Origin of the sequence: Comamonas testosteroni TK102, assembly GCF_000739375.1 — a bacterium.
GTDB lineage: Bacteria > Pseudomonadota > Gammaproteobacteria > Burkholderiales > Burkholderiaceae_C > Comamonas > Comamonas brasiliensis.
In genome coordinates this window covers 5305758-5331954 of the sequence record NZ_CP006704.1, presented here as the reverse complement: position 1 = coordinate 5331954, position 26197 = coordinate 5305758, and the positions used below count along the sequence as shown (strand labels likewise).

The 26197-nt window shown below is 61.7% G+C and carries 25 protein-coding genes and 1 pseudogene; 23 read left to right on the top strand and 3 right to left on the bottom strand.

Annotation, left to right across the window (positions count from 1 at the left end):
- The first annotated feature begins 36 nt into the window (after positions 1–36).
- Complete coding sequence (locus O987_RS24145) at positions 37–351, top strand: DUF1153 domain-containing protein (protein ID WP_043373207.1); 315 nt, start codon at positions 37–39, stop codon at positions 349–351.
- Positions 348–1169 (top strand): IS3 family transposase, encoded by an 822-nt coding sequence (locus tag O987_RS24140; protein ID WP_043375256.1) that lies wholly within the window; start codon positions 348–350, stop codon positions 1167–1169. Before O987_RS24145 ends, O987_RS24140 begins: the two co-directional genes overlap by 4 nt.
- A 28-nt stretch (positions 1170–1197) precedes the next feature.
- On the opposite strand, the pseudogene O987_RS28985 reads toward O987_RS24140, so the two are convergent.
- Both O987_RS28985 and O987_RS24135 read right to left on the bottom strand, forming a co-directional pair.
- Positions 1198–1398, bottom strand: a pseudogene (locus tag O987_RS28985) (transposase); the annotation flags it as partial.
- Between the two features lie 81 nt (positions 1399–1479).
- A complete protein-coding gene (locus tag O987_RS24135) occupies positions 1480–2589 on the bottom strand; it encodes an MraY family glycosyltransferase (RefSeq protein WP_051962253.1) in 1110 nt (369 codons plus the stop codon).
- A 150-nt stretch (positions 2590–2739) separates the two neighbouring features.
- Between O987_RS24135 and argB the strand changes: the two genes are divergently transcribed.
- The 15 genes from argB to O987_RS24065 all read left to right on the top strand — a co-directional run bounded on the left by argB (position 2740) and on the right by O987_RS24065 (position 18834).
- A complete protein-coding gene (gene argB / locus O987_RS24130) occupies positions 2740–3639 on the top strand; it encodes an acetylglutamate kinase (protein ID WP_043006795.1) in 900 nt (299 codons plus the stop codon).
- Between the two features lie 157 nt (positions 3640–3796).
- On the top strand, positions 3797–4516 hold the full coding sequence (locus tag O987_RS24125; protein WP_003051054.1) for a response regulator transcription factor: 720 nt from the start codon (positions 3797–3799) through the stop codon (positions 4514–4516).
- Positions 4517–4645: 129 nt separating this feature from the next.
- Positions 4646–6145 (top strand): sensor histidine kinase, encoded by a 1500-nt coding sequence (locus O987_RS24120; RefSeq protein WP_043375252.1) that lies wholly within the window; start codon positions 4646–4648, stop codon positions 6143–6145.
- Between the two features lie 175 nt (positions 6146–6320).
- Positions 6321–7016 (top strand): nucleoid occlusion factor SlmA, encoded by a 696-nt coding sequence (gene slmA / locus O987_RS24115; protein WP_043375250.1) that lies wholly within the window; start codon positions 6321–6323, stop codon positions 7014–7016.
- 186 nt (positions 7017–7202) lie between these two features.
- Positions 7203–8009 (top strand): TetR/AcrR family transcriptional regulator, encoded by an 807-nt coding sequence (locus O987_RS24110; RefSeq protein ID WP_043375246.1) that lies wholly within the window; start codon positions 7203–7205, stop codon positions 8007–8009.
- 75 nt (positions 8010–8084) lie between these two features.
- On the top strand, positions 8085–9881 hold the full coding sequence (locus O987_RS24105; protein ID WP_003051062.1) for an acyl-CoA dehydrogenase C-terminal domain-containing protein: 1797 nt from the start codon (positions 8085–8087) through the stop codon (positions 9879–9881).
- A gap of 91 nt (positions 9882–9972) precedes the next feature.
- Positions 9973–10416 (top strand): DUF2147 domain-containing protein, encoded by a 444-nt coding sequence (locus tag O987_RS24100; protein ID WP_003051064.1) that lies wholly within the window; start codon positions 9973–9975, stop codon positions 10414–10416.
- 190 nt (positions 10417–10606) lie between these two features.
- The gene (locus tag O987_RS24095; RefSeq protein WP_043376937.1) at positions 10607–13030 is read left to right on the top strand and encodes a 3-hydroxyacyl-CoA dehydrogenase/enoyl-CoA hydratase family protein; all 2424 of its coding nucleotides are present in this window, start codon (positions 10607–10609) and stop codon (positions 13028–13030) included.
- A gap of 180 nt (positions 13031–13210) precedes the next feature.
- Positions 13211–14407 (top strand): acetyl-CoA C-acyltransferase, encoded by a 1197-nt coding sequence (locus O987_RS24090; protein ID WP_003051067.1) that lies wholly within the window; start codon positions 13211–13213, stop codon positions 14405–14407.
- A gap of 14 nt (positions 14408–14421) precedes the next feature.
- Entirely contained in the window at positions 14422–15387 is a 966-nt protein-coding gene (locus O987_RS24085; protein WP_003051069.1) for an alpha/beta fold hydrolase, read from the top strand.
- A 37-nt stretch (positions 15388–15424) separates the two neighbouring features.
- A complete protein-coding gene (locus O987_RS24080) occupies positions 15425–16258 on the top strand; it encodes an acyl-CoA thioesterase (RefSeq protein ID WP_043375243.1) in 834 nt (277 codons plus the stop codon).
- Positions 16259–16304: 46 nt separating this feature from the next.
- A complete protein-coding gene (locus O987_RS24075; RefSeq protein ID WP_043375241.1) occupies positions 16305–17099 on the top strand; it encodes an enoyl-CoA hydratase in 795 nt (264 codons plus the stop codon).
- Positions 17100–17133: 34 nt separating this feature from the next.
- A complete protein-coding gene (locus tag O987_RS28980) occupies positions 17134–17424 on the top strand; it encodes a hypothetical protein (protein WP_144244969.1) in 291 nt (96 codons plus the stop codon).
- Between the two features lie 20 nt (positions 17425–17444).
- Positions 17445–17957, top strand: coding sequence for a thioesterase family protein (locus O987_RS24070; RefSeq protein WP_003051074.1), 513 nt, complete (start codon positions 17445–17447; stop codon positions 17955–17957).
- A 241-nt stretch (positions 17958–18198) separates the two neighbouring features.
- A complete protein-coding gene (locus O987_RS24065) occupies positions 18199–18834 on the top strand; it encodes a bactofilin family protein (RefSeq protein ID WP_043375239.1) in 636 nt (211 codons plus the stop codon).
- Between the two features lie 68 nt (positions 18835–18902).
- Here O987_RS24065 and O987_RS24060 read toward each other — a convergent pair whose 3' ends face one another.
- Positions 18903–19370: an acyl-CoA thioesterase gene (locus tag O987_RS24060; protein WP_029158370.1), complete on the bottom strand. Its 468-nt coding sequence runs from the start codon at positions 19368–19370 to the stop codon at positions 18903–18905.
- Positions 19371–19908: 538 nt separating this feature from the next.
- Between O987_RS24060 and O987_RS28505 the strand changes: the two genes are divergently transcribed.
- The 6 genes from O987_RS28505 (at position 19909) to O987_RS24030 (ending at position 26183) form a co-directional block, all read left to right on the top strand.
- Entirely contained in the window at positions 19909–20193 is a 285-nt protein-coding gene (locus O987_RS28505; protein ID WP_003051085.1) for a hypothetical protein, read from the top strand.
- Positions 20151–21980 carry an ABCB family ABC transporter ATP-binding protein/permease gene (locus O987_RS24050; protein ID WP_043375232.1) on the top strand — a complete coding sequence of 610 codons (1830 nt, stop codon included), beginning with the start codon at positions 20151–20153 and terminating at the stop codon, positions 21978–21980. Before O987_RS28505 ends, O987_RS24050 begins: the two co-directional genes overlap by 43 nt.
- A 183-nt stretch (positions 21981–22163) precedes the next feature.
- Positions 22164–22928 carry a GntR family transcriptional regulator gene (locus O987_RS24045; RefSeq protein ID WP_003051088.1) on the top strand — a complete coding sequence of 255 codons (765 nt, stop codon included), beginning with the start codon at positions 22164–22166 and terminating at the stop codon, positions 22926–22928.
- A gap of 73 nt (positions 22929–23001) precedes the next feature.
- Positions 23002–24078, top strand: coding sequence for an aromatic ring-hydroxylating oxygenase subunit alpha (locus O987_RS24040; protein WP_003051091.1), 1077 nt, complete (start codon positions 23002–23004; stop codon positions 24076–24078).
- Between the two features lie 108 nt (positions 24079–24186).
- On the top strand, positions 24187–24666 hold the full coding sequence (locus tag O987_RS24035) for a MarR family winged helix-turn-helix transcriptional regulator (RefSeq protein WP_003051093.1): 480 nt from the start codon (positions 24187–24189) through the stop codon (positions 24664–24666).
- Between the two features lie 161 nt (positions 24667–24827).
- Entirely contained in the window at positions 24828–26183 is a 1356-nt protein-coding gene (locus O987_RS24030) for an MFS transporter (RefSeq protein WP_003051096.1), read from the top strand.
- Positions 26184–26197 lie beyond the last annotated feature (14 nt).

Below are 26197 nucleotides of genomic sequence, written 5' to 3'. Positions count from 1 at the left end.
AACCTGCTCAGGTGTTACCGTCGAGAGAAAGACACCATGAGCACATTGATGGAAGAAGAGATCAAACGCTGGACCGCAAAGCGCAAGACGGCACTGATCCTGGAGATCATCCAGGGCAAGACCAGCGTGTCGGAGGCCAGTCGAACCTATGACCTGCCGCCGTCGGAGATTGAGGGCTGGGTGGAAGATGGCCGCAAGGGCATGGAGAATGCGCTGAAGGCCAACCCGCAGGATGTGCGCGAGCAGTACGAGCGCCAGCTGAAGGAGTTGCAGGAGGCCTACGGCGAGGCGATGCTGGAGTTGCGCGCAAGAAAAAAATTGCAGTCCCTGCTGGGCGAGGACGAGAAGTGATCGAGACGATCCGCCAGGGACTGCAGGCCGACGGCATCACCGTCTCGATCAGCAAGCTGTGCCGGTGGTTCGAGGTGCCGCGGCGCAGCGTGTACTACCGGCCGGTGAAGGCTGCCCCCACGCTGCAGGGGCACTTCGTGGCCCCGATCAAGGCCATGATCGAGGAGAACCCGTCCTTCGGGTACCGAACCGTGGCGCACCTGCTGGGGTTCAGCAAGAACACGGTGCAGCGCATCTTCCAGCTCAAGGGCTGGCAGGTGCGCAAGCGCCCGGTGGGCTTCAGGCCGCGGATCCAGTCGCTGCCCTCGGTGGCCAAGGCGCCCAACGAGCGCTGGGCCACGGATATGTGCCGGGTCTGGGCCGGGCGTGATGGCTGGACGACGATGGCCCTTGTGATCGATTGCCATAGCCGGGAACTGCTGGGCTGGCACCTGTCGCGCAGTGGGAAATCGAAGACGGCGGAGTCAGCACTGGAGCAGGCCCTGATCGCGCGCTTCGGCACGCTGGGCCGAGTATCTGAGCCGTTCCTGCTGCGTTCAGACAATGGCCTGGTCTTCACCAGCCGCAGCTTCACCTCGCTGGTCAGAAGCTATGGGCTGCGCCAGGAGTTCATCACGCCACACAGCCCCGAGCAGAACGGCGTGGTCGAGAGGGTGATCCGTACGCTCAAGGAGCAATGCGTGCATCGGCATCGCTTCGAATCGCTGCAGCATGCCAGTCGCCTGATCGGGGACTGGATCCACTTCTACAACCACCGACGCCCGCATCAGGCGTTGAACATGAGAACACCCGCTGAGGCATTCGCATTAGCGGCCTGACCTGTGCAGGTTCTGCTGGGTCAATACACAGGTTCTCGGTGGTCAGGCAAAACTGGATGGCGGAATCGGAGAAATGCGGGCCGCGCCCGCGTTTGCCACTGGCAGCGGCAAACCAGGACATGTTCTTATCCAGCCAGATGGTCAGAGAGCCTCGCGCTTTGAGCGCTGCGTTGTATTGCTTCTAGTTGGTGGTGCGCTAGCGGGGCTTGGGCTGCAGGGACTGACTCATTGTCCGAGGCTACCAGAGGCTGACCGGTGATTTATGCAACAACGCCGACTCACATACGTCAGATCGACCCCAAATACCGTCCTATCTTGGAGGAATCCAACGAAAATATGCCAGCTTGCTATAAAACGTTAGGTAGCACACTACGCTGATGACAAAGCAGCCGCCTGTCAGCCATTTGTTCTGGTAGGTGAATACTGCCATAAGACAAGGCACAGCCGCATACATCCAAAGGAAAGGCGATGTCAAGCCATTCTGTATTGGTTTGGAAAAGCCGGAAAACACTTTCTTGGCCCAGCGCTTATTAGCCAGCATGTGCAGATGTACGCCATCGGGCTGGCTTGGGTGGTAGCCTTCTCGAATCGTTTTTCTCACAAAGCTGAAACCAACTTCAATAATGGGGTAGGAGCAGATCAACAGACTGGTCCACGGTGAAACTGAGGCATTGCGCTCGGGTAGTAAAACCGAAATCCATGCCAGCATGAAACCCAGAAAGTAGGCCCCGCCATCGCCCAGAAAAATCTTACCTGCAGGCCAGTTAACCGCGAAGAATCCCGCGACTGCGCCTGCAATGATGAGGCAGGTGAAGGCCAATGGAATATCACCGACCTGGCGTGCAATAAAGCCAAAAGCCGCGAGCATGATGATGGCCGTGCCTGCCGTCAGACCATTGAAGCCGTCGATGATATTGATGGCATTGGCCACTCCACCTACAGCAAAGGCCGTGAATATAACGGAAATTAGGGTGAAGCCCAAAAGCCAGTCCATACCCCAGATATCGACGTGTGTCAGAGAGGTGCCTGTAATACCCCATCCCAGCACACCGGAGGCCATGGTGGCGAGCAGTCGCACCTTGACCGAGACTTTCTTTGTGACGTCTTCCATGAGGCCGAAAACAAAGGCCGGTATGCCTGCAAGCAGGATGGAGCCGAGAATGGCGCGTTTTTCGGCGGCCGCTTCTCCATGACTGGAGGCTGCATAGCCTACGAATACTCCAATGGCAATTGCGATACCGCCAATTCGAGGTGTAGGGTTGGTATGGAATTTTTGCAAGCCGTCTGTGGTGTCCATTGACAGACTGCCATGCCATTTCTTGGTGGTAACCAGCAACACGCAAGTAATAAACGAAGCCAAACCTGCAAGAAACGCGTCATACCTGAATAACTCTTGAACAGAGAAAATAATCGAATTCATGGAGTGAGTGGATGTGGAATCGTTTTAAGTTTTATATCGAGAGGGTAGCTGACTCGGGGAAGTTGGCATCTTGCTCGTCTCCAAGAGCATTTGCGGCACAATGCAGCCCATCTGACTTGAACATTGTCCCACGGGACAGAGCCTTGATCTATGACCACCATTGACACCACCACCCAGATCGCACCCCGCGACAAAGCTGAAATCCTGGCGCAAGCGCTGCCCTACATCCGCAAGTTCCATGGCAAGACCATGGTCATCAAGTATGGCGGGAACGCGATGACCGATCCTGCCTTGCAGGCCGACTTTGCGGAAGATGTGGTGTTGCTCAAGCTGGTGGGGATTAACCCTGTGGTGGTTCATGGTGGTGGACCTCAGATCGAGGCGGCGCTGGGCCGTCTTGGCAAGAAGGGTGAATTCATTCAGGGCATGCGTGTCACGGATGAAGAAACCATGGAAGTGGTGGAGTGGGTGCTGGCCGGCGAGGTTCAGCAGGACATCGTGGGTCTGATCCATCAGGCGGGTGGCAAGGCCGTGGGCCTGACGGGGCGTGATGGCGGCTTGATTCGTGCCAAGAAGCTCAAGATGCTGGACAACAAGGATCCAAGCATCGAGCACGATGTGGGTCAGGTGGGCGATATCGTTGCGATTGACCCCAGCGTGGTGAAGGCGCTGCAGGACGATGCGTTCATTCCGGTGATCAGCCCTATCGGTTTTGGTGAAGAGAACGAAAGTTACAACATCAACGCTGACGTGGTTGCAAGCAAACTCGCAACAGTGTTGCAAGCTGAAAAGCTGGTGCTTTTAACCAACACTCCGGGTGTGCTGGACAAGGCGGGCAATCTGCTGACGGATCTGACAGCGCGCGAGATCGATGGTCTGTTTGCCGACGGCACGATTTCCGGCGGAATGCTGCCCAAGATTGCCGGCGCCCTGGACGCTGCCAAGGCCGGCGTGAATGCGGTGCACATCATCGATGGACGCGTGCCGCACTCCATGCTGCTGGAAATCCTGACCGACCAGGCGTATGGCACGATGATTCGCAGCCATTGACGAGCCTGTCTGGCCCTGACATGTGCTTGTGCTTGCCGGCTGACTTTTCGCAGAAGGCGTTAACATCGCTGCAGGGCTTTCCCGGGCGGAGCCGTGCCCGGGACTCTGCCGCAAGCCGCCTTTGGGCGGCTTTTGTTTTTGAGCGAGGTAGGACTTTATGCGTTTGCTTCTGGTGGAAGATGATGTGATGGTGGCCAGCGGTATCAAGCTGGGTCTTTCCGATGCCGGTTATGCAGTGGATTGGGTGGGCAGTGCCGAGCGCGCGTTGGAGGTGCTGGCCCAGGAAGCGTTTGACGTGGCGGTGATCGATATCGGCCTGCCGGGCATCAATGGCCTGGAGCTGACGCGGCGCCTGCGCAGCAGCGATGTGGAGAGCAAGGCCATGCCGGTGCTGATCCTCACGGCGCGCGATGCGTTGCAGGATCGGGTGCAGGGCCTGGACTGGGGCGCCGACGACTATATGGTCAAGCCTTTCGAGCTGCCCGAGTTGCTGGCGCGCCTGCGTGCGCTGATGCGCCGCTCCCAGGCGGCGACTTCGGCGGTGCTGAACTTCGGCTGCATCGAACTGGATACGGCGGGCCGTCGCGCCGGCGCACGCCAGCTGCCTCAGGAAGGCGAAACCGAAGGTCGCCTGCTGCCCATCGATCTGGGGCCGCGTGAATGGACGGTGCTGGAGTATCTGCTGCTCAATGCTCCCAAGCCCGCCAGCAAGGAAAAGCTGCTGCAGGCCCTGACCGGCTGGGACCGTGAAATCACGCCGAATGCCGTGGAAGTTTATGTGTCCCGCCTGCGCAGCAAACTGGAGCCGCATGGCGTGGCCCTGCGTTCCATTCGCGGCTTCGGTTATCGGCTGGAGCTGATGCCCGAATCCGTTTGATTCTCTATTTGATAGCTGCTTGCGCCCGATTGATATGGGATTTGGTTATTTATATAGCTGAACTGGTTATTAATGAAGCGCTTGCAGCTATGAAAATGGAATACTCAAAGTTTCATTAAATAAGCATTAATGACCGCCAATTTGCGTTTTCGGCTGCTGGTTCTGCTTTTGGTGCCGCTGATGCTGCTGGCGGCCATGGGCGGCTGGTTCAGCTACAGCGCCGCGGACGAGGCGTCCACCCAGCATGACCAGCGTTTGCTGCGCCTGCTGCCGGCCCTGGCCGACTCGGTGCTCGCGCCTTCGATTGCGGACGGCACGCCGCCGCTGGTGTCGCTGACGCCCAGTGTCGAAGATTTTTTGCGCAATCAGGGCGACGAAGCCGGCTATGCCGTGGGCGATCTGCAAGGCAACGTGGTGGCCGGGGATGCCTGGATCAGCTTCGATGTGCCGGCGACCGGCACGGCGGAATTCCATAGCCAGGAGCATGACGGGGTGACCTATCGCGTTGCCGTGCTCAAGGCCGAAACCTATGGCGCCGGCGAAATGGTCGTCATGCTGGCTGACAGCAGCGATGTGCGCCAGCAATGGGTGCGCCAGCTGCTGATGCATGTGCTGCTGCCCAATCTGCTGCTGATCGCCGGCGCGGCCGTGGCCATTTACTGGTCGGTGAGCCGGGCCTTCAAGCCGCTGCACAAGCTGACCCAGGCGGTGGAGCGCCGCTCGCCGCGCGATCTGAGCCCGATTGACGAGCAGACTTCGCCGGCCGAGGTGCGGCCCCTGGTGCGCTCGCTCAATCGTCTGTTCTCGCTGGTCAATGCGCAGGCCGAGGGCCAGCGCCGTTTCGTCGCCGATGCGGCTCATCAGCTGCGCACGCCGCTGGCGGCCCTGCAGACCCAGGTGGAAGCCTGGGCCCTGAGCGGGCAGGAGGCCAGACGCCTGGCCAAGCGGACCGGGGAGCCGGCACAGGTCGTGCTCACGGTGGAGCAGATCGAGCAATTGCGTGATGCAACGCGGCGCACCTCGCAGCTGGCGCGTCAGTTGCTGGCCCTGTCGCGTGCCGATGCGCGCAATGCCGAGGTGCAGCCGCTGCAGGAGGTGGATCTCAAGGAACTGTGCGAGAGCATGCTCGAGACCTTTATCGATCGCGCGTCGATCAAGGAGCTGGACTTCGGTCTGGAGGTCGAGCCGGCATCGGTCTGGGGCCATAGCTGGTTGTTGCGCGAACTGGTTTCCAACCTGGTGGAGAACGCCATCAAATACACGCCCCGAGGCGGCAGCGTCACCTTGCGCTGCGGTCTGCGCTCGCGGCCCGTGGGCACGGACGACGCCACCCTGCTGCAGATGGCGGGCGTGCAGCAATGGGCTTTTGTCGAGGTAGACGATGACGGACCCGGCGTGCCCGAGGAAGAGCGTAGCCAGATTACCCAGCGCTTTTATCGCGCTCAGGGCGTGGTCGAAGAGGGAACCGGTTTGGGCCTCGCAATTGCGGACGAAATAACGCAATTGCATCAAGGTGTACTGAGTTTTGCAGATGGAAGTTTCGGTAAAGGCTTATTAGTAAGACTTGAAATTCCGGTTCAATCAGTTTCAGAAGGCATTCATGCGGTATCTGAAGCTCTCAAAGGTTAATTTCTCGGTTACGCTTGCGTGTTGGTGAGAGCGGGGGTGAAAGTTGGGGTGGAGACCGCAAGCCTGCTGTTTATTAAGGTTGGTTTGACGCACCTGACGCCTACCGGTAAGGATAGTCGTGTGCTTAACAGTGCAACTGGCTGTGAGAAAATTGCTAATAAATACTGAGTCGCCTATGTCTGAGTCTGAAGTCCTGTCGCCTGTTTCCAATATTGAAAATCCCGCGGAGGACAGTCCTGCCGCTCCCGCCATGGCTCCCGCGCGCAAGCGTCCCAAGCCCGGCGAACGCCGCGAGCAAATCCTGCAGGCACTGGCCTCCATGCTGGAAAAGCCGGGTGCCGATCGCATTACCACGGCGGCCCTGGCAGCCCATTTGAGCGTGAGCGAGGCAGCGCTGTACCGTCACTTCGCCAGCAAGGCCCAGATGTTCGAAGGTCTGATCGAGTTCATCGAACAGTCCGTCTTCACGCTGGTGCAGCAGATCGTGGGCCGTGATGTGCCCGAGGCTGCGCATGACCCGATCACGGGCGTGCGCAATGCCAACCGCGTGGTGGCATTGCTGCTGCAGTTCGGTGAAAAGAATCCCGGCATGGTGCGCGTGATGGTCGGCGACGCCATTGTTTTCGAGCGCGAACGTCTGCAGACCCGCATGAACCAGTTCTTCGACCGCATCGAGTCCACCTTGCGTCAATGCCTGCGTCCCGCGGCCGGCGCCATGGGTTCTGCTGCGCCGACGGCCGAGGCATCGGTCGCGGCCAGTGTGCTGACTTCATTTGCGCTGGGCCGTCTGCAGCGCTATGCCCGCTCGGGCTTTCGCCGTCTGCCTACCGAGCATTTGGATGCCAGCCTGGCCATGATGGTGGTGGTCTGAGTCCCTTCCCGGACACTTTTTCAAGAACGCCGCAGTCCCCGGACTGGCGGCGTTTTTTATGGCTATCGAGCAGACAGAGCCGGTGAAAAACCGAGCAAGAAAAGCCTAAGTATTTACCCTTGATGAAGTCAAAACGGGCTGGAAACTGTGCAAAATAGAACGAACGTTCGTTTTATTGAGAGTTTCATGGCCTCGTCTCCCGTTTCCCGTTCTTCCACTTCTCCCGCAGCCAGGGACGCGGCGCATAGGGCCGGCCGTTCGGGGCAGCACGGAGAGGCCGGGCCCGCGAAGACCAGCGCAAAGTCTCGCAAGCTGCACGCCCCGGCGCAAGCTGCGGTTAGCCCCAGTAAGGCTGTCGAGGCCGCCGCCGTCCGGTCTGCGGGCCGCTCGCTCGCCAAGGGGCAGCAGACCAAGGCCACGATTGTGGAGGCGGCACTCAATCTGGCAACCCATATCGGGCTGGAAGGCCTGTCCATTGGCGCGATTGCCGAGCTCACGGGCATGAGCAAATCGGGCGTGTTTGCCCATTTCGGCTCGCGCGAGGAATTGCAGATTTCCGTGGTGCACGAGTACCACGACCGTTTCGAGCAGGAAGTCTTCTACCCAGCCATCGAGGCGCCACGCGGCATTCCGCGTCTGCGCGAGCTGTTTGGCAACTGGATGAAGCGCACTTCCATGGAGATCGATTCCGGCTGCATCTATATCAGCGGGGCGGTGGAGTTCGATGATCGTACGGGGCCGGTGCGCGATGCGCTGGCCGAGTCCGTCAGCACCTGGTTGGCCGCCATGCGCCGCACCATCGTGCAAAGCCAGGAATGCGGCGATCTGCGTGCCGATGCGGACGCCAGCCAGTTGCTGTTCGAGATTCACGGCCTGATTCTGGCCCTGCACTACGAGGCCCGCTTTCTGCACAGCGAAGGCTCGATCGAGCGGGCCCATGCAGGCTTCAACAATATTCTGGCGCGCTATGCCAGCGAGCCGCCGGCCGCCTGAGGCCGTCCGCAACCCGCGTCAGTTCACAACCCAAAAGCAAACCGTTCAACGCGCAACCCTCACAGGAGACGACCCATGCCCAGCTACAACCCGCCACTGCGTGACATGCAATTCCTCATGCACGAGGTCTTCAAGGTCACCGAGACCTACCAGCAGATTCCCAAGTACGCGGAGGTCGATGCCGACACCATCAACGCGGTGGTCGAGGAGGCGGGCAAATTTGCGGCCAATGTCGCGTTCCCCTTGAATATCTCCGGCGATGAAGAGGGCTGCACGCTGAACAAGGAGACCCACGAGGTCACCACGCCCAAGGGCTTCAAGCAGGCGTATGCGCAGTTCATCGAAGGCGGCTGGCCTGCTCTGTCCTGCGATCCGGAATATGGCGGCCAGGGCCTGCCCTTCGTGCTCAATTCGGCGCTCTATGAAATGCTCAACAGCGCCAACCAGGCCTGGACCATGTATCCGGGCCTGTCGCATGGCGCCTATGAGGCCCTGCATGCCTACGGCACTCCGGAGCAGAAGAAGATCTACCTGGGCAAGCTGACCAGCGGCGAGTGGACCGGCACCATGTGCCTGACCGAGCCCCATTGCGGCACCGACCTGGGCATGTTGCGCACCAAGGCCGAACCTCAGGCAGACGGCAGCTACAAGATCACCGGCAACAAGATCTTCATCTCGGCCGGCGAGCATGACTTCACCAGCAATATCGTGCACCTGGTGCTGGCGCGTCTGCCCGATGCGCCCCCCGGCTCCAAGGGCATCAGCCTGTTCGTGGTGCCCAAGTTCAAGGTGAATGCCGATGGCTCGCTGGGCGAGCGCAATCCCATCTTCTGCGGTGCGCTGGAGCACAAGATGGGCATTCACGGCAATGCCACAGCCCAGATCAATATCGACGGTGCCATCGGTACCCTGGTGGGCGAGCCCAACAAGGGTCTGCAGGCCATGTTCGTGATGATGAACGCGGCCCGCCTGGGCGTGGGCAACCAGTCGCTGGGGCTGACCGAAGTGGCCTACCAGAATGCGCTGGCCTATGCCAAGGACCGCCTGCAGATGCGCAGCCTGTCGGGCGTGAAGGCCAAGGACAAGCCGGCCGATCCCATCATCGTCCACCCCGATGTGCGCCGCATGCTGCTCACGGCCAAGGCCTATGCAGAAGGCGGTCGCGCGTTGTCCACCTTCTGCGGTCTGCTGCTGGACAAGGAGCTGCACCACCCCGACGAGAAGGTGCGCAAGGACAGCGGCGAGCTGGTGGCATTGCTGACGCCCATCGTCAAGGCCTTCATCACCGACAACGGCTGGACGGCGACGACGCTGAGCCAGCAGGTCTTCGGCGGCCACGGCTTCATCAAGGAATGGGGCATGGAGCAGTTTGTGCGCGATGCGCGCATCAACATGATCTATGAAGGCACGAACGGCATCCAGGCGCTGGATCTGCTGGGCCGCAAGATCCTGGGCAACCAGGGGGCGACGCTCAAGAAGTTCGGCAAGCTGATCGCCCAGCTGGTGGAGGAAGAAGGCGTCAACGAGAAGATGAGCGAGTTCATCACGCCCATCGCCGTGCTGGGCGAGCAGATGACCAAGTTCACCACCGAGATCGGTTTCAAGGGCATGCAGAACCCCGACGAAGTCGGCGCCGCCGCCGTGGACTATCTGCGTGTAGCCGGCCATCTGGTCTTCGGCTACCTGTTTGCCCGCATGGCCCAGGTGGCGCTGCGCGAGATCGCGGCCGGCAATGCAGATCCCTTCTACCAGGGCAAGCTGCAGACCGCGCGCTTTTACTTCGCCAAGCTGTTCCCCGAGACGGCGACGCTGATGCGCACTGCTCGCGCCGGCAGCCACTCGCTGATGGACACCGACGCGGCCCTGGCCTGATGTTCCGCAGGCGCGTGCTGTTTTTTTTGCTATTTAAAGAGTAGCTGCATGCGCTTATTCATCCCTTGTTTTGAATATGAAGGACTCGGAAATGAAGAAGATAAAAGCGGTAGCAGCTCTTGTATTGGTAGCGGGCAGCCTGTCGGCCGCCTGGGCGCAGATGTCGCCCGTAGGTACCTGGCGCAGCATGGATGAAAAGGAAAACACGCCCAAGGCGCAGGTGAAGATCTCCGAGGCCGGCGGCGTGGTCACGGGCAAGGTCGAGGCCCTGCTGCGCAAGGGCGCGGACCCGAATGCACTGTGCACCGAGTGCAAGGACGAGCTCAAGGACAAGCCCGTGGTGGGCATGACGCTGATCAGCGGCGTCAAAAAGGTCGAAGGCAGGGAGGTCTGGGAAGGCGGCAGGATTCTCGATCCCGAAAACGGCAAGACCTATGCCGTGCGCCTGACGCCCATCGACGAAGGCCAGAAGCTGGAAGTGCGTGGCTCCATTGGTCCTTTCTGGCGTACCCAGACCTGGATCCGCGTTCAGTAATTGAAATGAAGCCCCCTGAGTCGCTGCACCTGGACGCTTGCCCTGCTCTTTCGCGCTACGCGCTGGTGGAGGGTGCAGCCCTCGCTGCGGGGCGGTGCGGCCGGCTCAGGCCCTTGCTCGGCTGCCCTGACCTGGGGCGCGCCAGTTTCATGCGCTGTGCGCATTATGAATAACTGAAATGAATGCAATCATGTCCCGATTCAATGTGAAAAAAGTCGCTGTGCTGGGCGCGGGCGTGATGGGTGCGCAGATCGCCGCCCATCTGGTCAACGTCAAGGTGCCGGTCATTTTGTTCGACCTGCCCGCCAAGGAAGGCTCCAAGAGCGGCATTGCAGAGCGTGCCATTGCCAATCTGAAGAAGCTCAAGCCTTCGCCGATCGGCGTGGCCGAGGATGTGGAGCTGATCCAGCCGGCCAACTACGAAGAGCATATGAAGCTGCTCAAGGGCTGCGATCTGGTGATCGAGGCCATTGCCGAGCGCATGGACTGGAAGCTGGACCTGTATCACAAGATCGCGCCCTTCGTCGCCAAGCATGCGCTGCTGGCGTCCAATACCTCGGGCCTGTCGATCACCAAGCTGTCCGAGGCCTTGCCCGACGCCATCAAGCCGCGCTTTTGCGGCATCCACTTCTTCAACCCGCCGCGCTACATGCAGCTGGTGGAGCTGATCAACACGCCCACCACGCAGGCCGAGGTGCTGGACCAGCTCGAAGCCTTTGTCACCAGCACGCTGGGCAAGGGCGTGGTCCGTGCGCACGACACGCCCAACTTCATCGCCAACCGCATCGGTATCGCCGGCATGCTGTCCACGATGAAGGAGGTCGAGAACTTCGGCCTGTCCTTCGACGTGGTGGACGACCTCACGGGCAAGAAGCTGGGTCGCGCTTCCTCGGGCACCTTCCGCACTGCAGACGTGGTGGGCCTGGACACCATGGCCCATGTCGTCAAGACCCTGCAGGACAATCTGAGCCTGGAGACCGATCCCTTCTATGGGAGCTTCGGCACGCCGCCCGTGCTGGCCAAGCTGATCGAGCTGGGCAACCTGGGCCAGAAGACCAAGAAGGGCTTCTACAAAAAGGTCGGCCGCGACATCTTCCAGTTCGAGCTCGACAGCGAGGACTACATTCCCGCAGGCGGCAAGGCCGATGAGGTTTACGGCCGCATGCTCAAGAAGCCTGCTGCAGAGCGCCTGAAGCTGCTGCGCAATGCCGAGGGCAAGGAGGGCCAGTTCCTCTGGGCCATTTTGCGCAACAGCTTCCACTATGCCGCCGTGCATCTGCAATCCATTGCCGACTGCGCACGCGATGTGGATCAGGCCATGCGCTGGGGCTTCGGCATGAAGCAGGGCCCGTTCGAGCTGTGGCAGGAAGCCGGCTGGCTGGAGGTGGCCAAGATGGTCCAGGAGGACATCGACGCCGGCAAGGCGCTGTGCAAGGCGCCGCTGCCCCAATGGGTCTTCGAAGGTCCGGTGGCCGAGGCCGGCGGAGTGCACACCGGCAATGGCTCGTGGAGTCCTGCGCAGAACAGGTTCGTGCCGCGCCGTGTGCTGCCGGTGTACGAGCGTCAGTTGTTCCCCGAGAAGCTGCTGGGTGAAACCGATCTGCCCGACTGGCAGACGGCTGGCACGACGATTGCCGAAACCAGGGCGCTGCGCACCTGGACGCTGGACGAGGATGAAAGCCCCTCCGGTAAGCGGGTCTTGATTGCCAGCATCAAGAACAAGATGCACGCCATCAGCCCCGAAGTCATGGAAGGTCTGATGGAGGCGGTGGATACGGCCGAAAGCGACTTCGACGGCATGGTCATCTGGTCCGGCGATGCGCCCTTCAGCGTGGGCGCCGACCTGGAGGCCACCATGCCTGCCTTTGTGATCGGTGGAGCGGACGCCATCGAGAGCATCGAGCAGGAGCTGCAGAATCTGATGCTGCGCCTGCGCTACGCACAGGTGCCCGTGGTGTCTGCCATTCACGGACTGGCGCTGGGCGGTGGCTGCGAGATGGCGGTGTACTCGGCGCGTCGCGTCGCCCATATGGAAAGCTATATCGGTCTGGTGGAAGTCGGCGTGGGTCTGGTGCCCGGCGCCGGCGGCCTGACCTATATCGCGCGCCGCGCTGCCGAAAATGCCGCCACCAGCACCGGCAAGGATTTGCTGCCCTTCCTGACCGAAGGCTTCACGGCCGCGGCCATGGCCAAGGTGGGCACCAGCGCGCTGGAGTCACGCAAGCTCGGCTATCTGCTGGACAGCGACATCGTCGTGGCCCACAAGGACGAGGTGCTGTTCGTGGCCATCAACGAGGCCAAGGCCATGGCGGCCGGCGGCTGGCGTGCGCCGCACAAGCGCAGCTTCCCCGTGGCGGGCCGCAGCGGCCAGGCCACGATCAAGGGTTCGCTGGTGAATATGCGCGACGGCGGCTTCATCAGCGAGTTCGACCAGCATATTGCGGGCCTGATCGCCAATGTGGTCTGCGGCGGCGATGTCGATGCCGGCACGCTGGTGGATGAGGCCTATCTGATGAGCCTGGAGCGCAAGGCTTTCTGTCATCTGATTGCTCACCCCAAGACCCATGAACGCATTCTGGGCATGCTCAATACCGGCAAGCCGGTACGCAACTGATTCGATATGAGCATCCCCCTGAGTCGCTGCGCGCCTTCCCCTTTCTCTCGCTTTGCGGGAAGGGAAACGCCAGCAACGCTGCGGGGCGGCCCTTGCTCGCTGGCTGCGGGTATGCGCCGCGAAGTAATTGAAGCCTTGCACACAGGTTGAAGAGCTAAGAGACAACCAAGGAATTTGGTCATGAAACAAGTACAAGACGCCTATATCGTTGCTGCCACGCGCACGCCCATCGGTCGCTCGCACAAGGGTTTTTTCCGCAACTACCGTCCCGACGATCTGCTGGCCACCACGCTCAAGGCGGCGCTGGCCCAGGTACCTGGCCTGGACCCCAAGGCGATCGAGGACATCGTCTGCGGTTGTGCGATTCCCGAAGCCCAGCAGGGCCTGAACGTGGCGCGTATCGGTGCTGTCCTGGCGGGACTGCCCACCAGCATCGGCGGCATCACCGTCAACCGTTTCTGCGCCTCCGGTCTGTCGGCCGTGGCCATGGCAGCGGACCGCATCCGCGTCGGTGAAGCCGATGTGATGGTTGCTGCGGGCGTGGAGAGCATGAGCATGGTGCCCATGATGGGCAATGCGCCCAGTCTTTCGCCCAGCATCTTCGAGCGCGATGGCGATGTGGGCATTGCCTACGGCATGGGCCTGACGGCAGAGAAGGTGGCCCAGCAGTGGAAGGTCTCACGAGAGGCGCAGGATGCGTTTGCACTCGAATCGCACCGCCGCGCGATCGCCGCGCAGCAGGCCGGCGAGTTCGCAGCCGAGATCACGCCGATCGAAGTCACGGACCGTACGCTGAACATCGCCACGGGCGAAACCGTGGCCAGCACGCGCACCGTGAGTCTGGACGAAGGCCCGCGCCCCGATACCAGCCTGGAAGGCCTGGCCAAGCTGCGCACCGTGTTTGCAGCGCGCGGCACGGTCACTGCGGGCAATAGCTCGCAGACCAGCGACGGTGCGGGCGCGTTGATCATTGCCAGCGGCGATGCCGTCAAGCGCTTTGGCCTGACGCCGCTGGCGCGCTTTGTCAGCTATGCCAGCAAGGGCGTGCCGCCCGCCATCATGGGCATTGGCCCCATCGAGGCCATTCCCGCCGCGCTGCGCTACGCAGGTCTCAAGCAGGACGATATCGACTGGTTCGAGCTCAACGAGGCTTTTGCGGCCCAGTCCCTGGCCGTCATCAACACCCTCGGTCTGGACCAGAGCAAGGTCAACCCCATGGGCGGTGCGATTGCACTGGGCCATCCCCTGGGGGCAACCGGTGCCATCCGTGCCGCCACCGTGGTGCATGCGCTGCAACGCAAACAGCTCAAGTACGGCATGGTGACCATGTGCGTGGGCATGGGTCAGGGCGCGGCAGGCATCTTCGAGCGCGTCTGAACGCCACAGCCGCCATGCAGACCGACCCGTCGCAAGCCTCTGTGCAAGTTCCGCTGCAAGCTGCCGTGCAATGGACGGAGATGGCCTTGCCCATCTCCGTGGGTTCGGCCCATCTGGCGCTGCGCCAGTGTCAGCCCAGGGCGGTAGCGCCGCTGGCGCAGGTGGTGGTGGCTGGCGCCATGGGCGTGCAGCAAAGCTATTACCAGGCCTTTGCCCGCTGGCTCGCGGAGCAGGGCTATGGCGTCACCACCTTCGACTACCGTGGCCATGGCCTGTCGCTGCAGGTGCCGCTGCGCGACGCCAGGGCCGACTTGCTGGACTGGGCCAGGGACTGCGAGCTGGTGGCAGCGCAGCTCAAGCAGCAGTTTCCCGAGCAGCCGCTGATCTGGATCGGCCATAGCGTGGGCTCGCAACTGCCGGGGCTGGCTTCCATCCCCCTGCCCATCAACGGCTTGCTGTCCGTGGGCAGCGGCAGCGGCTACTGGCGCGACAACGCGGCGCCCACCCGGCGCATGATCAGGCTGTTCTGGTGGGGTGTCGCCCCGCTGGTCACGGCTTTGTACGGCGCGTTTCCCGGACGCAAGCTGGGCATTGTGGGCGATCTGCCGGCAGGCGTGATCTGGCAATGGCGTCGCTGGTGCCTGAATCCTCTGTACGCCATGGGGGTGGAGGGGCGCTGGGCGGCCGAGGCCTATGCAGCAGCCCACTACCCCTTGCATGCGCTGTATTTCGAGGACGACGAAATGATGTCGCTGGCCAGCGTGCAAGCGCTGGTGGACTGGTACAAAAGTGCGCCCAGCACGCTGGAGCGTGTGGACCCGGGACTGGCTCCTGCCGGACGCATAGGCCATCTGGGGTATTTCAAGGAAGAGATGCGCGAGCTGCTGTGGCAGCCCCTGCTGCCCTTGCTGCAGAGCTGGCGCAACGGTGATCGCGGCCCAGGCAAACCCTTGTTCGGGCCGCATGAGTCACCTGTTTGACGGCTTTCATTCCCGCCCTTGGACAACACTGCCAATCATGAGCACAGACCCCCACCCCTTTGATCGTGCCGTGGCGCTGAGCGCTACGGGAGTGCCCAATCAGTACCAGGGAACGGCTTCGCCCGATTACTGGAATATGGTCGGCCCTTATGGCGGTATCACGGCGGCCAGCCTGGTGCAGGCCATTCAGCAGCATCCGCAGTGCCTGGGCGATCCGCTGTCCATCACCGTCAACTATGCGGCAGCCGTGGGGCCGGGCGCTTTCGAGATCGACGCCAGGCCGGTGCGTACCAACCGCTCCACCCAGCACTGGCTGCTGACCATCACCCAGCCCGATGCCGAAGGCCAGCCGCAGATCGTGACCACGGCCACGGCCGTGACGGCGGTGCGCCGCCAGACCTGGAGCGTCAGCGATATGCCCATGCCCGAGGTCCGGGCTGCTGCCGAGGTACCGCGCGTGCCGCCGCTGTTCAAGGCCTCCGAGTGGCTGACCCGCTACGAGATGCGATTTGTGGACGGCATCCTGCCGCGCGAGGAGGACGGTGCCGAGCGCGACAGTCTGACGCGGCTCTGGGTGAGAGACAATCCGCCGCGTCCGCTGGATTTCGCGTCGCTGGCTGCGGTCTCCGACGTGTTCTTTCCGCGGGCGTGGCTGCGCCGCTCCAGGCGCGTGCCGGCGGGCACGGTGTCCATCACGGTCTACTTCCATGCCGGACGCGAGGAGCTGGCCGAAGCGGGCGACGGACTGCTGCTGGCGCAGGCGCGCGGGCAGGAGTTTCGCAACGGCTTTTTCGACCAGACGGCCCAGCTGTGGAGCCAGTCCGGCCAGATGCTGGCAACCAGCCACCAGATTGTTTACTACAAGGAATAGCGCGCCGAAACCGGCAAGCTGTTCACATCACTCACAAGGCAAGACCATGAGCAATACCGAGGATAGCCAGGACATCCTGGTACACACCGAAGAGGGCGTGTGCACCATCACCTTCAACCGCGCGGCGAAGAAGAACTCCTTCACCGAGGCCATGTACAGACAGATGGCGGATGCACTGGCGGCCGCCAAGCTCGACGCAGGCGTGCGCGTGGTGGTGTTTCAGGGCGATATCGCCATCTTCAGCGCAGGCAACGATATTGCGGACTTCCTGAAGCAGGCGGCCACCCCCGACGCCATGGGGGCTGATGCCCCCGTGTGGCGTTTTCTGCAGGAGGTCTCGGCCTTTCCCAAGCCGCTGATTGCTGCGGTCTGCGGCCCGGCCGTGGGCATCGGCACGACGCTGCTGCTGCACTGCGATCTGGTCTATGCCGGCGACAACGCCGCGTTCTCGCTGCCCTTCATCAACCTGGGCGTATGCCCTGAAGCCGCTTCCAGCCTGCTTCTGCCCCAGATGCTGGGCTACCACCGTGCCGCCGAGGCCTTGCTGCTGGGCGAGCCATTCATGGCGGAAGCCGCACTGGAGGTGGGTCTGATCAACCGCGTGGTGCCTCCCAGCGAATGCAATGCCGTGGCTCAGGCCCAGGCCAGAAAGCTGGCGCGCAAACCCCTGTCCTCGCTGATCGAGACCAAGCGCCTGATGAAGGGCGGTCAGGCCAAGGCAGTGGGCGAGCGTATTGTGGAAGAGGGCGCGGTCTTCGCCCGCATGCTGCGTGAGCCCGCGGCCAAGGAAGCCCTGACAGCCTTCATGGAAAAACGCCACCCTGACTTCAGCCAATGCTGAAGTCAGACATTGCGGCAGCAAGACGAGCGCAGCGATGGGTGGCGGTTTCGCCAAAAACGCCACCCTGACTTCAGCCAATGCTGAAGTCAGACATTGCGGCAGCAAGATGAGCGCAGCGATGGGTGGCGGTTTCGCCAAAAACGCCACCCTGACTTCAGCCAATGCTGAAGTCAGACATTGCGGCAGCAAGATGAGCGCAGCGATGGGTGGCGGTTTCGCCAAAAACGCCACCCGGATTCCGGCAGTTGCCGAATCCAGGCCAGCTTTGCCGTCCTGCACCTGTGCCGTTCTGAAAATCGCCCCTTGTCGGGCGATTTTTCTTTGACCAATTTTTCAGGGTTGCCTATGACATCCAGGTCCGTACCATCCCGCAACTCAGCGCAGGAGGCTGCCGAGTCCATTCAGTTCGAGCCTGAGTTCATCTCCGGCTTGCGCGAGATCTTTGAAACGCGCGTGGCCTTCAATCAGACGATCGGTCTGAAGATCGGCGAGATCACGCCGACGCTGGTGCAGGGGCATATCGCCATGCGTCCTGATCTGATCGGACATTCGGCCTACCAGCGCATTCATGGCGGCGTGATCAGCGCCGGCCTGGACTCCATGGGCGGACTGGCTGTGATGGCGGCCATTGCGGCCAAGCATATGGACGATACGCCGGCGCAAAGACTGCATCGGTTTTCCCGGCTGGGAACGATCGATCTGCGTGTGGACTATATGCGCCCCGGAATCGGCAAGGAGTTTCTGCTCACCGCCAGAGTGCTGCGCCTGGGCTCACGGGTGGCGAATACCCAGATGGAGTTTCTGTCCGTGGACGGCGAGTTGCTGTCTACCGGCACGGCCGCCTATATCGTCTCTTGACGCTGTTCAGAAAAGAGAGCGTCTGGCGCCTGCGAAATATGGGGTAGAGATCGAAATGCGTAAAAACAAGGCAAGTGAACGCTTGCCCGGATGCAGCCAGATCTTTCATTGTGTGAGATCAGGCAATGCATGCAAGTAACTGAAACTTGTGAAAGCTTTGCTTACCGTTATTGCGAGATAAGGGCAAATGTTGCTGCTTATGCTGCATAGGATGGCGTTTTCTGACTAGGAGATTCCTGCCATGGCTGTGCAAAACCCGTTTTTCGGCAAACGTGAAAACGATAGCTTTCCTCCACGCAATTCCGTCACCGGGCTTTCGACAGCGAATAGCGCTGCGACATCGAGTGCCAGCTCTTTGAGCAGTGCAGGCCTTGGCTCGGCGCCTTCCAGCTCCATGCGCGCCTCTGCGGCCCCCGCTGCGCCTGTGGCAGAGGAAAGCGGTGGCAGCAAGCTTACCGTCGGCCCCAACATCAAGCTCAAGGGCGTGGAGATCACGGACTGCGACACCCTGGTGGTGGAAGGAACGGTCGAGGCGACCATGAATTCCCGCGTCATCAAGATCGCCGAGCAGGGGGCGTTTCATGGCACGGCCGAGATCGATATCGCAGAAATCCATGGCAAGTTCGACGGCTCGCTCACCGTCCGTGAAAAGCTGGTGATCTATGGCTCTGGCAAGGTCAGCGGCAAGATCCGCTATGGCAAGGTGGTGATCGAAGAGGGCGGGGAGCTGACAGGCCAGATCGAGGCAGGAACCAGCTCCAGCAATAGCAGTGCCGGCAGCACCTCCGCTTCGGCCTGGAGCAAGAGCAGTGCCGCCAGCACGGCGACGGCTGCAGCCAGCAGCAGTGAAACCTCGGGTAGCGCTGCAGTCGCCTGAATCTCTGCGCACAGCCCATGAAAAAAGCGACCTTCAGAGGTCGCTTTTTTCATGGGCGATGGCGTGGATCAGCTCTTGGCGGCCGCCTGAGCCTGGATTTTTTCGCGCCAGGCGCGCGTCTGCTCGGTATCCGGCAGAGACTGGGGCTTGCCGGTGGCATCAATGGCCACATAGGTCAGACGGGCTTCGGTCACCTTCACATATTTGCCCTGGTCGGAAAAACGCTCGGCAAAGACCTCCACATCCACAGCGACCGAGGTGCGGCCTACATGCTGCACGCCAGCGTAAAAGGACAGAATGTCGCCCACGCGCACGGGTTGCTTGAAGATGAATTCGTTGACGGCCACGGTCACCATGCGGGTGTGGCTGATGCGCTGCGGCAGCACCGAGCCTGCCAGGTCCACCTGCGCCATGACCCAGCCACCGAAGATGTCGCCATTGGCATTGACATCGGCAGGCATGGGCACGACTTTGAGAACCAGTTCCTTGTCGGCGGGCAGGGCAACGCTGGGAAGGTCGGGCGAACGGGGGGGCATGGAAATCTGTGACACGAATGTAAAGGTGTAATTGTCCCTCAACATCGGGTTTCTACCATGTCAACGGGAGAAAGCCACTAGCGACGGTTCGGGCAAGTAAGTAGGGGGTAACTATGGGACGGTGTTTGTGGTGGATCTGTGGATGCCTGAGTGTCATGCTGACGGCCTGCAGCAGCCATCCGGTAAAAGCCCCAATGTCGGGAAGCGGCGACGTGTCTCCACAACGCCGATTAAGCCGCTGGTACAGGCCATGCAGCCATCTTGCCATCCGGAGCCCTTGACCGGTGCAGCGGCACTGGGGGGCGTTCAGCAAGCTGTCTCCGCGGCAGGCCTTGCAGACTGCCCCTGACCGGGCGTGCGCAAAGCCGCTTTCCCGCAGGGTTGGCGCGAAATCGGGCGATTTCTGCACACTGTCTCTTGCTTGCACCCCGGTGCAAGCGGCGAGCCATCGCTTCGAACTCATCCCGATTGCGCTCCAACGCGGCTGCGTAGAGATCGTCAACATGTTCTTAAGGCCGTCAGCGAGCAGCGCGATGGCATGGTTCTGCTGCATGCCGGTTTCAATGAGCAGGGGTTTCTGTCATGGCCGCGCGAGGCCAGCTTCTTCAAGGCCTGCGGTGCTGGCCCGTATGACAGACAGTTGCTGCAGCCCTTCACCCTGGTCTGGGTGAGCGCGAAAGTGACGGGACAGGCAGAATTAGCAGGTACCCAGATTCCCGTCATAGAAATAGACGCCCTCTACCGCGGCTCCGACTGCCAGCAGGGCGACACAGCCCCACAATGCGTTCACAGTTACCTGCAACCCCTGAAGAAGCCGCAGTAGCGGCAAACCAGTCAGACGGCGCCACACTGCGTCGCCTCTTTCCCTATATCTGGCGCTACAAATGGCATGCGCTGGCAGCGCTGGTGTTCATGATCTGCGCCAAGCTGGCCAACGTGGGCGTGCCCATCTTGCTCAAGCATCTGGTCGATGCGCTGGATATCAAGCCCGGGCAGGCGCAGGCCGTGCTGGTGGTCCCCGTGGGTCTGCTGGCGGCCTATGGATTGCTGCGCTTTTCCTCCACCATGTTCACCGAGTTGCGGGATCTGGTCTTTTCCAAGGCCACGCAGGGCGCATCGCGCTCGATCGCGCTGTCGACCTTCGAGCATCTGCATGCCCTGAGCCTGCGTTTTCATCTGGAGCGTCAGACCGGTGGCATGACGCGCGACATCGAGCGCGGCGTGCGCAGCACCGAGTCGCTGATCTCGTATTCGCTCTACTCCATACTGCCCACGCTGATTGAGATGGCCCTGGTGCTGGGCATTCTGGCCGTGCGTTTCGACATCTGGTTTGCCGTTATCACGCTGGCGGCGCTGGTGTTCTATATCGGCTTCACGGTTACCGTGACGGAATGGCGCACCCGCTTCAGAAAAGAGGCCAATGCCCAGGAGTCGGCGGCCCATACCAAGGCCATTGACTCGTTGCTGAATTACGAGACCGTCAAGTACTTCAACAACGAGCAGTTCGAGTCCGCACGCTATGACGAGAACCTCGAAAACCTGCGCCGCGTGCGGCTCAAGAGCCAGACCACGCTGTCCGTGCTCAACTGCGGCCAGCAGCTCATCATAGGTGCTGCGCTGGTGGCCATTCTGTGGCGGGCCACGCAGGGCGTGGTCGACGGCAGGCTGACGCTGGGCGATCTGGTCATGATCAACGCCTTCATGATTCAGCTGTACATCCCGCTGAATTTCCTGGGCGTCATCTACCGCGAGATCAAGCAGAGCCTGACCGACCTGAACCGCATGTTCACGCTTATGGACAAGGAGCGCGAAGTGTCCGATGCGCCAGGCGCCCAGCCCTTGCAGATCGACAATCCTCCGCCCGAAGTGCGATTCGAGAATGTGCAGTTCGCCTACGATAGCGCGCGCCCCATCCTGCACGATGTGAGCTTCACCATTCCTGCAGGCAAGACCGTGGCCGTGGTCGGGCCCTCGGGTTCGGGCAAGAGCACGCTGGCGCGTCTGCTGTTTCGCTTCTATGACGTGCAGGGCGGTCATGTGCGCATTGCCGGGCAGGACATCCGCACGGTGACCCAGAGCAGCGTGCGGCACTGCGTGGGCATCGTTCCGCAGGACACGGTGCTGTTCAACGACACGGTGGCCTACAACATTGCCTATGGGCAACCGGGCGCCACGCAGGAGCAGGTGGTTGCAGCGGCCAAGGCCGCACGCATCCATGACTTCATCGAGCGCACGCCCCAGGGCTATGCCACGCGAGTGGGCGAGCGCGGCCTCAAGCTCTCGGGCGGTGAAAAGCAGCGTGTGGCCATCGCGCGCACCCTGCTCAAGAATCCGCCGATTCTGATCTTCGACGAGGCGACTTCGGCACTGGACAGCGCCAACGAGCGTGCCATCCAGAACGAGCTGCGCAGCGCGGCGCAGGGCAAGACCTCTCTGGTCATTGCCCACCGCCTGTCCACCGTGGTCGAAGCGCATGAAATCCTGGTCATGGACAGCGGCCGCATCATCGAGCGCGGCACGCACGAGGAGCTGCTGGCCGCCGGAGGACGTTACTCCAGCATGTGGAATATGCAGCTCAACCAGGCGGAGTCATCGGAGATTCCCGCCTGACTGCGGTCACCTTTCGCCAGACGTTTGATAAGCCACCTTCGGGTGGCTTTCTTTTTGACTGCTTTGCTGATATGTATACATGTTGATAGGTGCTTACCCTTGTATTTGCCATTTAATCGCTGATTTTTTGATTTTTATGTATACATTTCTTCCGTCTACCAAGAACTAATTGCCCCGCGAGACATGCCACCCTCCATTGCCACCGCTGCTGCAGCGGAAGAAAACCATTCCCAGGTCGTGAAGGCGCAGCTGCAGCTGCGCGAAATGATTCTTGCCGGCGAGATGGCAGCCGGCGAGCGCATCTCCGAGCTGGTGCTGGCCGAGCGTCTGGGTATCTCCCGTACTCCCATACGTGCAGCGCTGATGCGGCTGGAGCAGGAGGGCATGCTGGAAGCCACGGCTGGCGGGCGCGGCTACAAGGTGCGCGTGCTGTCCGAAGCCGATGTGTCGGACGCCATCGAGCTGCGCGGCACGCTGGAAGGTCTGGCGGCGCGCATGGCAGCCGAGCGCGGGGTGGATGAAGCCCTGCTGGTGCGGGCCACGCGCTGTCTCGATGCCATCGACCGTGTGCTGGATGCCCAGAACTGGGGCGACGAAGCGTTTTCCGCCTATGTGGCCTTGAACTCCGAATTTCACGACATCCTGCTGGAGATGTCGGGCAGCAGCTTCATGCAGCGCGAGCTGGAGCGGGTCAAGCGTCTGCCCTTTGCCTCCCCCTCGGGCTTTGTGGTGGCCGACTCCGAGTCTCCGCGCGCGCTTCGCAGCCTGATCCTGGCCCAGGAGCAGCACCGTGAAGTGATTGACGCTATCGAGCACCGCGAAGGCGCGCGTGCCGAGGCGCTGATGAAAGAGCACTCGCGCATTGCGCGGCGCAATCTGCGCGAAGCCATGCGCTCGCCCGAGACCACACGCGTACCCGGTGCGCAACTGATTCGCGCCAGCCGCTGAGGGCCGGGCTGCCGCGCCGCAGGCTGCGCCCGGATCAGAACCCCCGACCGATAAATACAAGGAGACATCCACGATGAACCATCAGGAACAAGCCATTTATCCCCGCAACACATGGTATGTGGCGGCCACCGCAGCCGAGGTCACGGACAAGCCGCTGGGGCGCCAGATCTGTGGCGAGCGCATGGTTTTCTACCGCGCCCTGGAAGGCAAGATGGCCGCCGTCGAAGACTTCTGTCCGCATCGTGGTGCACCGCTGTCACTGGGCCGCGTCTGCGAAGGCAAGCTGGTCTGTGGCTATCACGGGCTGGAGATGGGCTGTGACGGCAGGACGGTTGCCATGCCCGGCCAGCGCGTGCGCGGCTTTCCTGCCATCAAGAGCTATCCGGTGGAAGAGCGTTACGGCTTTGTCTGGGTATGGCCGGGCGACAAGGATGCGGCCGATGCAGCGCTGATCCCGGATCTCCAATGGCATGACAGCCCCGAGTGGGCCTATGACGGCGGCCTGTTCCACATCAAGGCCGACTATCGCCTGATGATCGACAACCTCATGGACCTGACCCATGAGACCTATGTGCATGCCAGCAGCATCGGTCAGGCCGAGATCGACGAGACGCCCTGCAAGACTGAAGTCATAGGCGACAGCGAAGTGGTCACCAGCCGCTTCATGGAGAACATCGAGGCGCCTCCGTTCTGGAAGATGGCTCTGCGCAGCAATGGTCTGGCCGATGACGTGCCTGTGGACCGCTGGCAGGTCTGCCGCTTCACCCCTCCCAGCCATGTGCTGATCGAGGTGGGTGTGGCACATGCCGGCAAGGGCGGTTATGACGCCGCGGACGAGCACAAGGTCTACAGCATGGTGGTGGACTTCATCACGCCCGAGACCGATGGCAGCATGTGGTACTTCTGGGGCATGGCGCGCAAGTTCAACCCCGGCGATGCATCGGTGACGGCAGCCATCAAGCAGGGCCAGCACAAGATCTTCAGCGAAGACCTGGAGATGCTGGAGCTGCAGCAGCGCAATCTCGAGGACTATCCGCAGCGTCAGCTGCTCAAGCTCAATATCGATGCCGGCGGCGTGCAGTCGCGCAAGATCATCGAGCGCCTGATCGACGAGGAAAAAAACGAGTCGGGCGTTGCGGCGCTGGCTTGAGCGGCGGCAGACAGGGGCAGATCATGTCTTTAGATGGAGTAATCTTGCAGCTCCCCGAATCGGAGTCAGCGCTGTCCATAGTCAGCGCTGCCCTTGCTACGCTGCTGCATGGAATCGCCCACCACACCCAACCCGCTTTCCCTGGATCTCTACGACCAGCCAGGTCATCTGATTCGACGCGCCCAGCAGATTGCTGCGCTGCTGTTTCGAGAAGTGCTGGGCCCCGATGTGACGCCGGTTCAATACGCCATCCTGCGCATGCTGCAAGAGTCTCCGGGCATCGACCAGGTGACGCTGGCGCGTCTTGTCGCGCTGGACAACTCGACCACGGCCGATATCGCTGCGCGTCTGGAAAGCAAGGGCTGGATTCATCGCGAGCTGCTGCCAAGGCGTCAGCGCCGTTTGAGTCTGACCACCGAGGGCGAAGCCATGCTGGCCGCGTTTGTGCCCAATGTCTACGAGCTGCAGCAGCGCATGCTTTCCGCGCTGGAGCCCGAGGAGCAGGCGGAGTTCAAGCGTCTGCTGCGCAAGTTCGTGCAGTTGCACGACAGCACTGAAGCCGGCGAGCAAGCCGTGATCAACGGCTAGCAGCCCGTTCTGGCTCGGCGGCTTCACCACGATCAAGCCGGCCAGCGCCGGCGGTGAACCGGCACGACTAGGGAATTCACTTGTGCTGGATCAAGAGTTCATTCAGTAAACTGAATGTGATTCAGTATGCTGAATGAATGATAAAAAACAAGGAGACAACGATGGAACAGGATTTGCGCGCGCATCTGGACCAGCGGCCCATGACGACCTTCCAATGGTCGGTCATCGCGGTATGCATGGCCCTGAACATGATTGATGGCTTTGACGTGCTGGTGATGGCCTTCACGGCTTCGGCGGTGTCCGGGCACTGGAAGCTCAGCGGCTCGGAGCTGGGCTTTTTGCTCAGTGCCGGCCTCTTCGGCATGGCCGCAGGTTCGCTGCTGCTGGCGCCCCTGGCCGACAAGCTGGGGCGCCGTCCCCTGATCCTGCTGTGCCTGGCCGTGTCCGGGCTGGGCATGCTGGCTTCGGCCTGGAGCCAGACGCCGGCGCAGCTTGCGGTGCTGCGCGTGATCACGGGCCTGGGCGTGGGCGGCATTCTGGCGTGCAGCAACGTGATTGCCAGCGAATATGCCTCGCTGCGCTGGCGCAGTCTGGCGGTCACGCTGCAATCGACCGGCTATGCGCTGGGCGCGACCATCGGCGGCAGTATCGCGGTCTGGCTGCTCGCGCACCATGGCTGGCGCTCCGTCTTCATGTTTGGCGGCTTTTCCACGCTGGCGGTACTGGTTCTGGCCTGGTTTGCCTTGCCGGAGTCAATGGACTTTCTGCTGGTCAAGCGGCCCGCCAATGCGCTGCAGCGTCTCAACGCACTGATCCGCAAGATGGGCCTGCCCGCACTGGGCTCCCTGCCTCAGGCCGTGGTGGCAGGCAGCGGTGAAAGCAAGCGCATGGGGCCTTTGCAGCTGCTGTCTCCCAAGCTGCTGCGCCCCACGGTGCTGGTCTGGCTGTCCTTCTTCTCGGTGATGTTCGGCTTCTATTTCGTGATGAGCTGGACTCCCAAGCTGCTGGCGGCCTCGGGCCTGACGCCCGAGCAGGGCGTGACCACGGGCGTGCTGCTGAGCCTTGGCGGCATTCTGGGCGCGACCTTGCTGGGTCTGCTGGCGGCGCGCTTTGCGATTCACCGTGCGCTGGCGGTCTTCATGCTGGTGACGGCAGTGCTGCTGTGCTTTCTGGTGGGCAGCTCCGGTGCGCTGTGGATGTCGTACACGCTGGCCTTCCTGATCGGCGTGTTCGTGAATGCCTGCGTGGCCGGCCTCTATGCGATTGCGCCGGTGGTCTACGGCAGCGATGTGCGCGCCACCGGCGTGGGCTGGGGCATCGGCATCGGTCGCATCGGGGCGATTGTGTCGCCGCTGGTGGCTGGCGGCCTGCTGGATGCGGCCTGGTCGCCCGATCAGCTGTACCTGGGTTATGGCATGGCGTTTGTCCTGGCTGCCGTCATCGTGTCCATGCACCGCATTGCCGGCCCGCAGGTCGCGCACAGGCGCGCCACGTCCGAAACAGTGGCCGCTCATTGACCAGGGAGACTTCG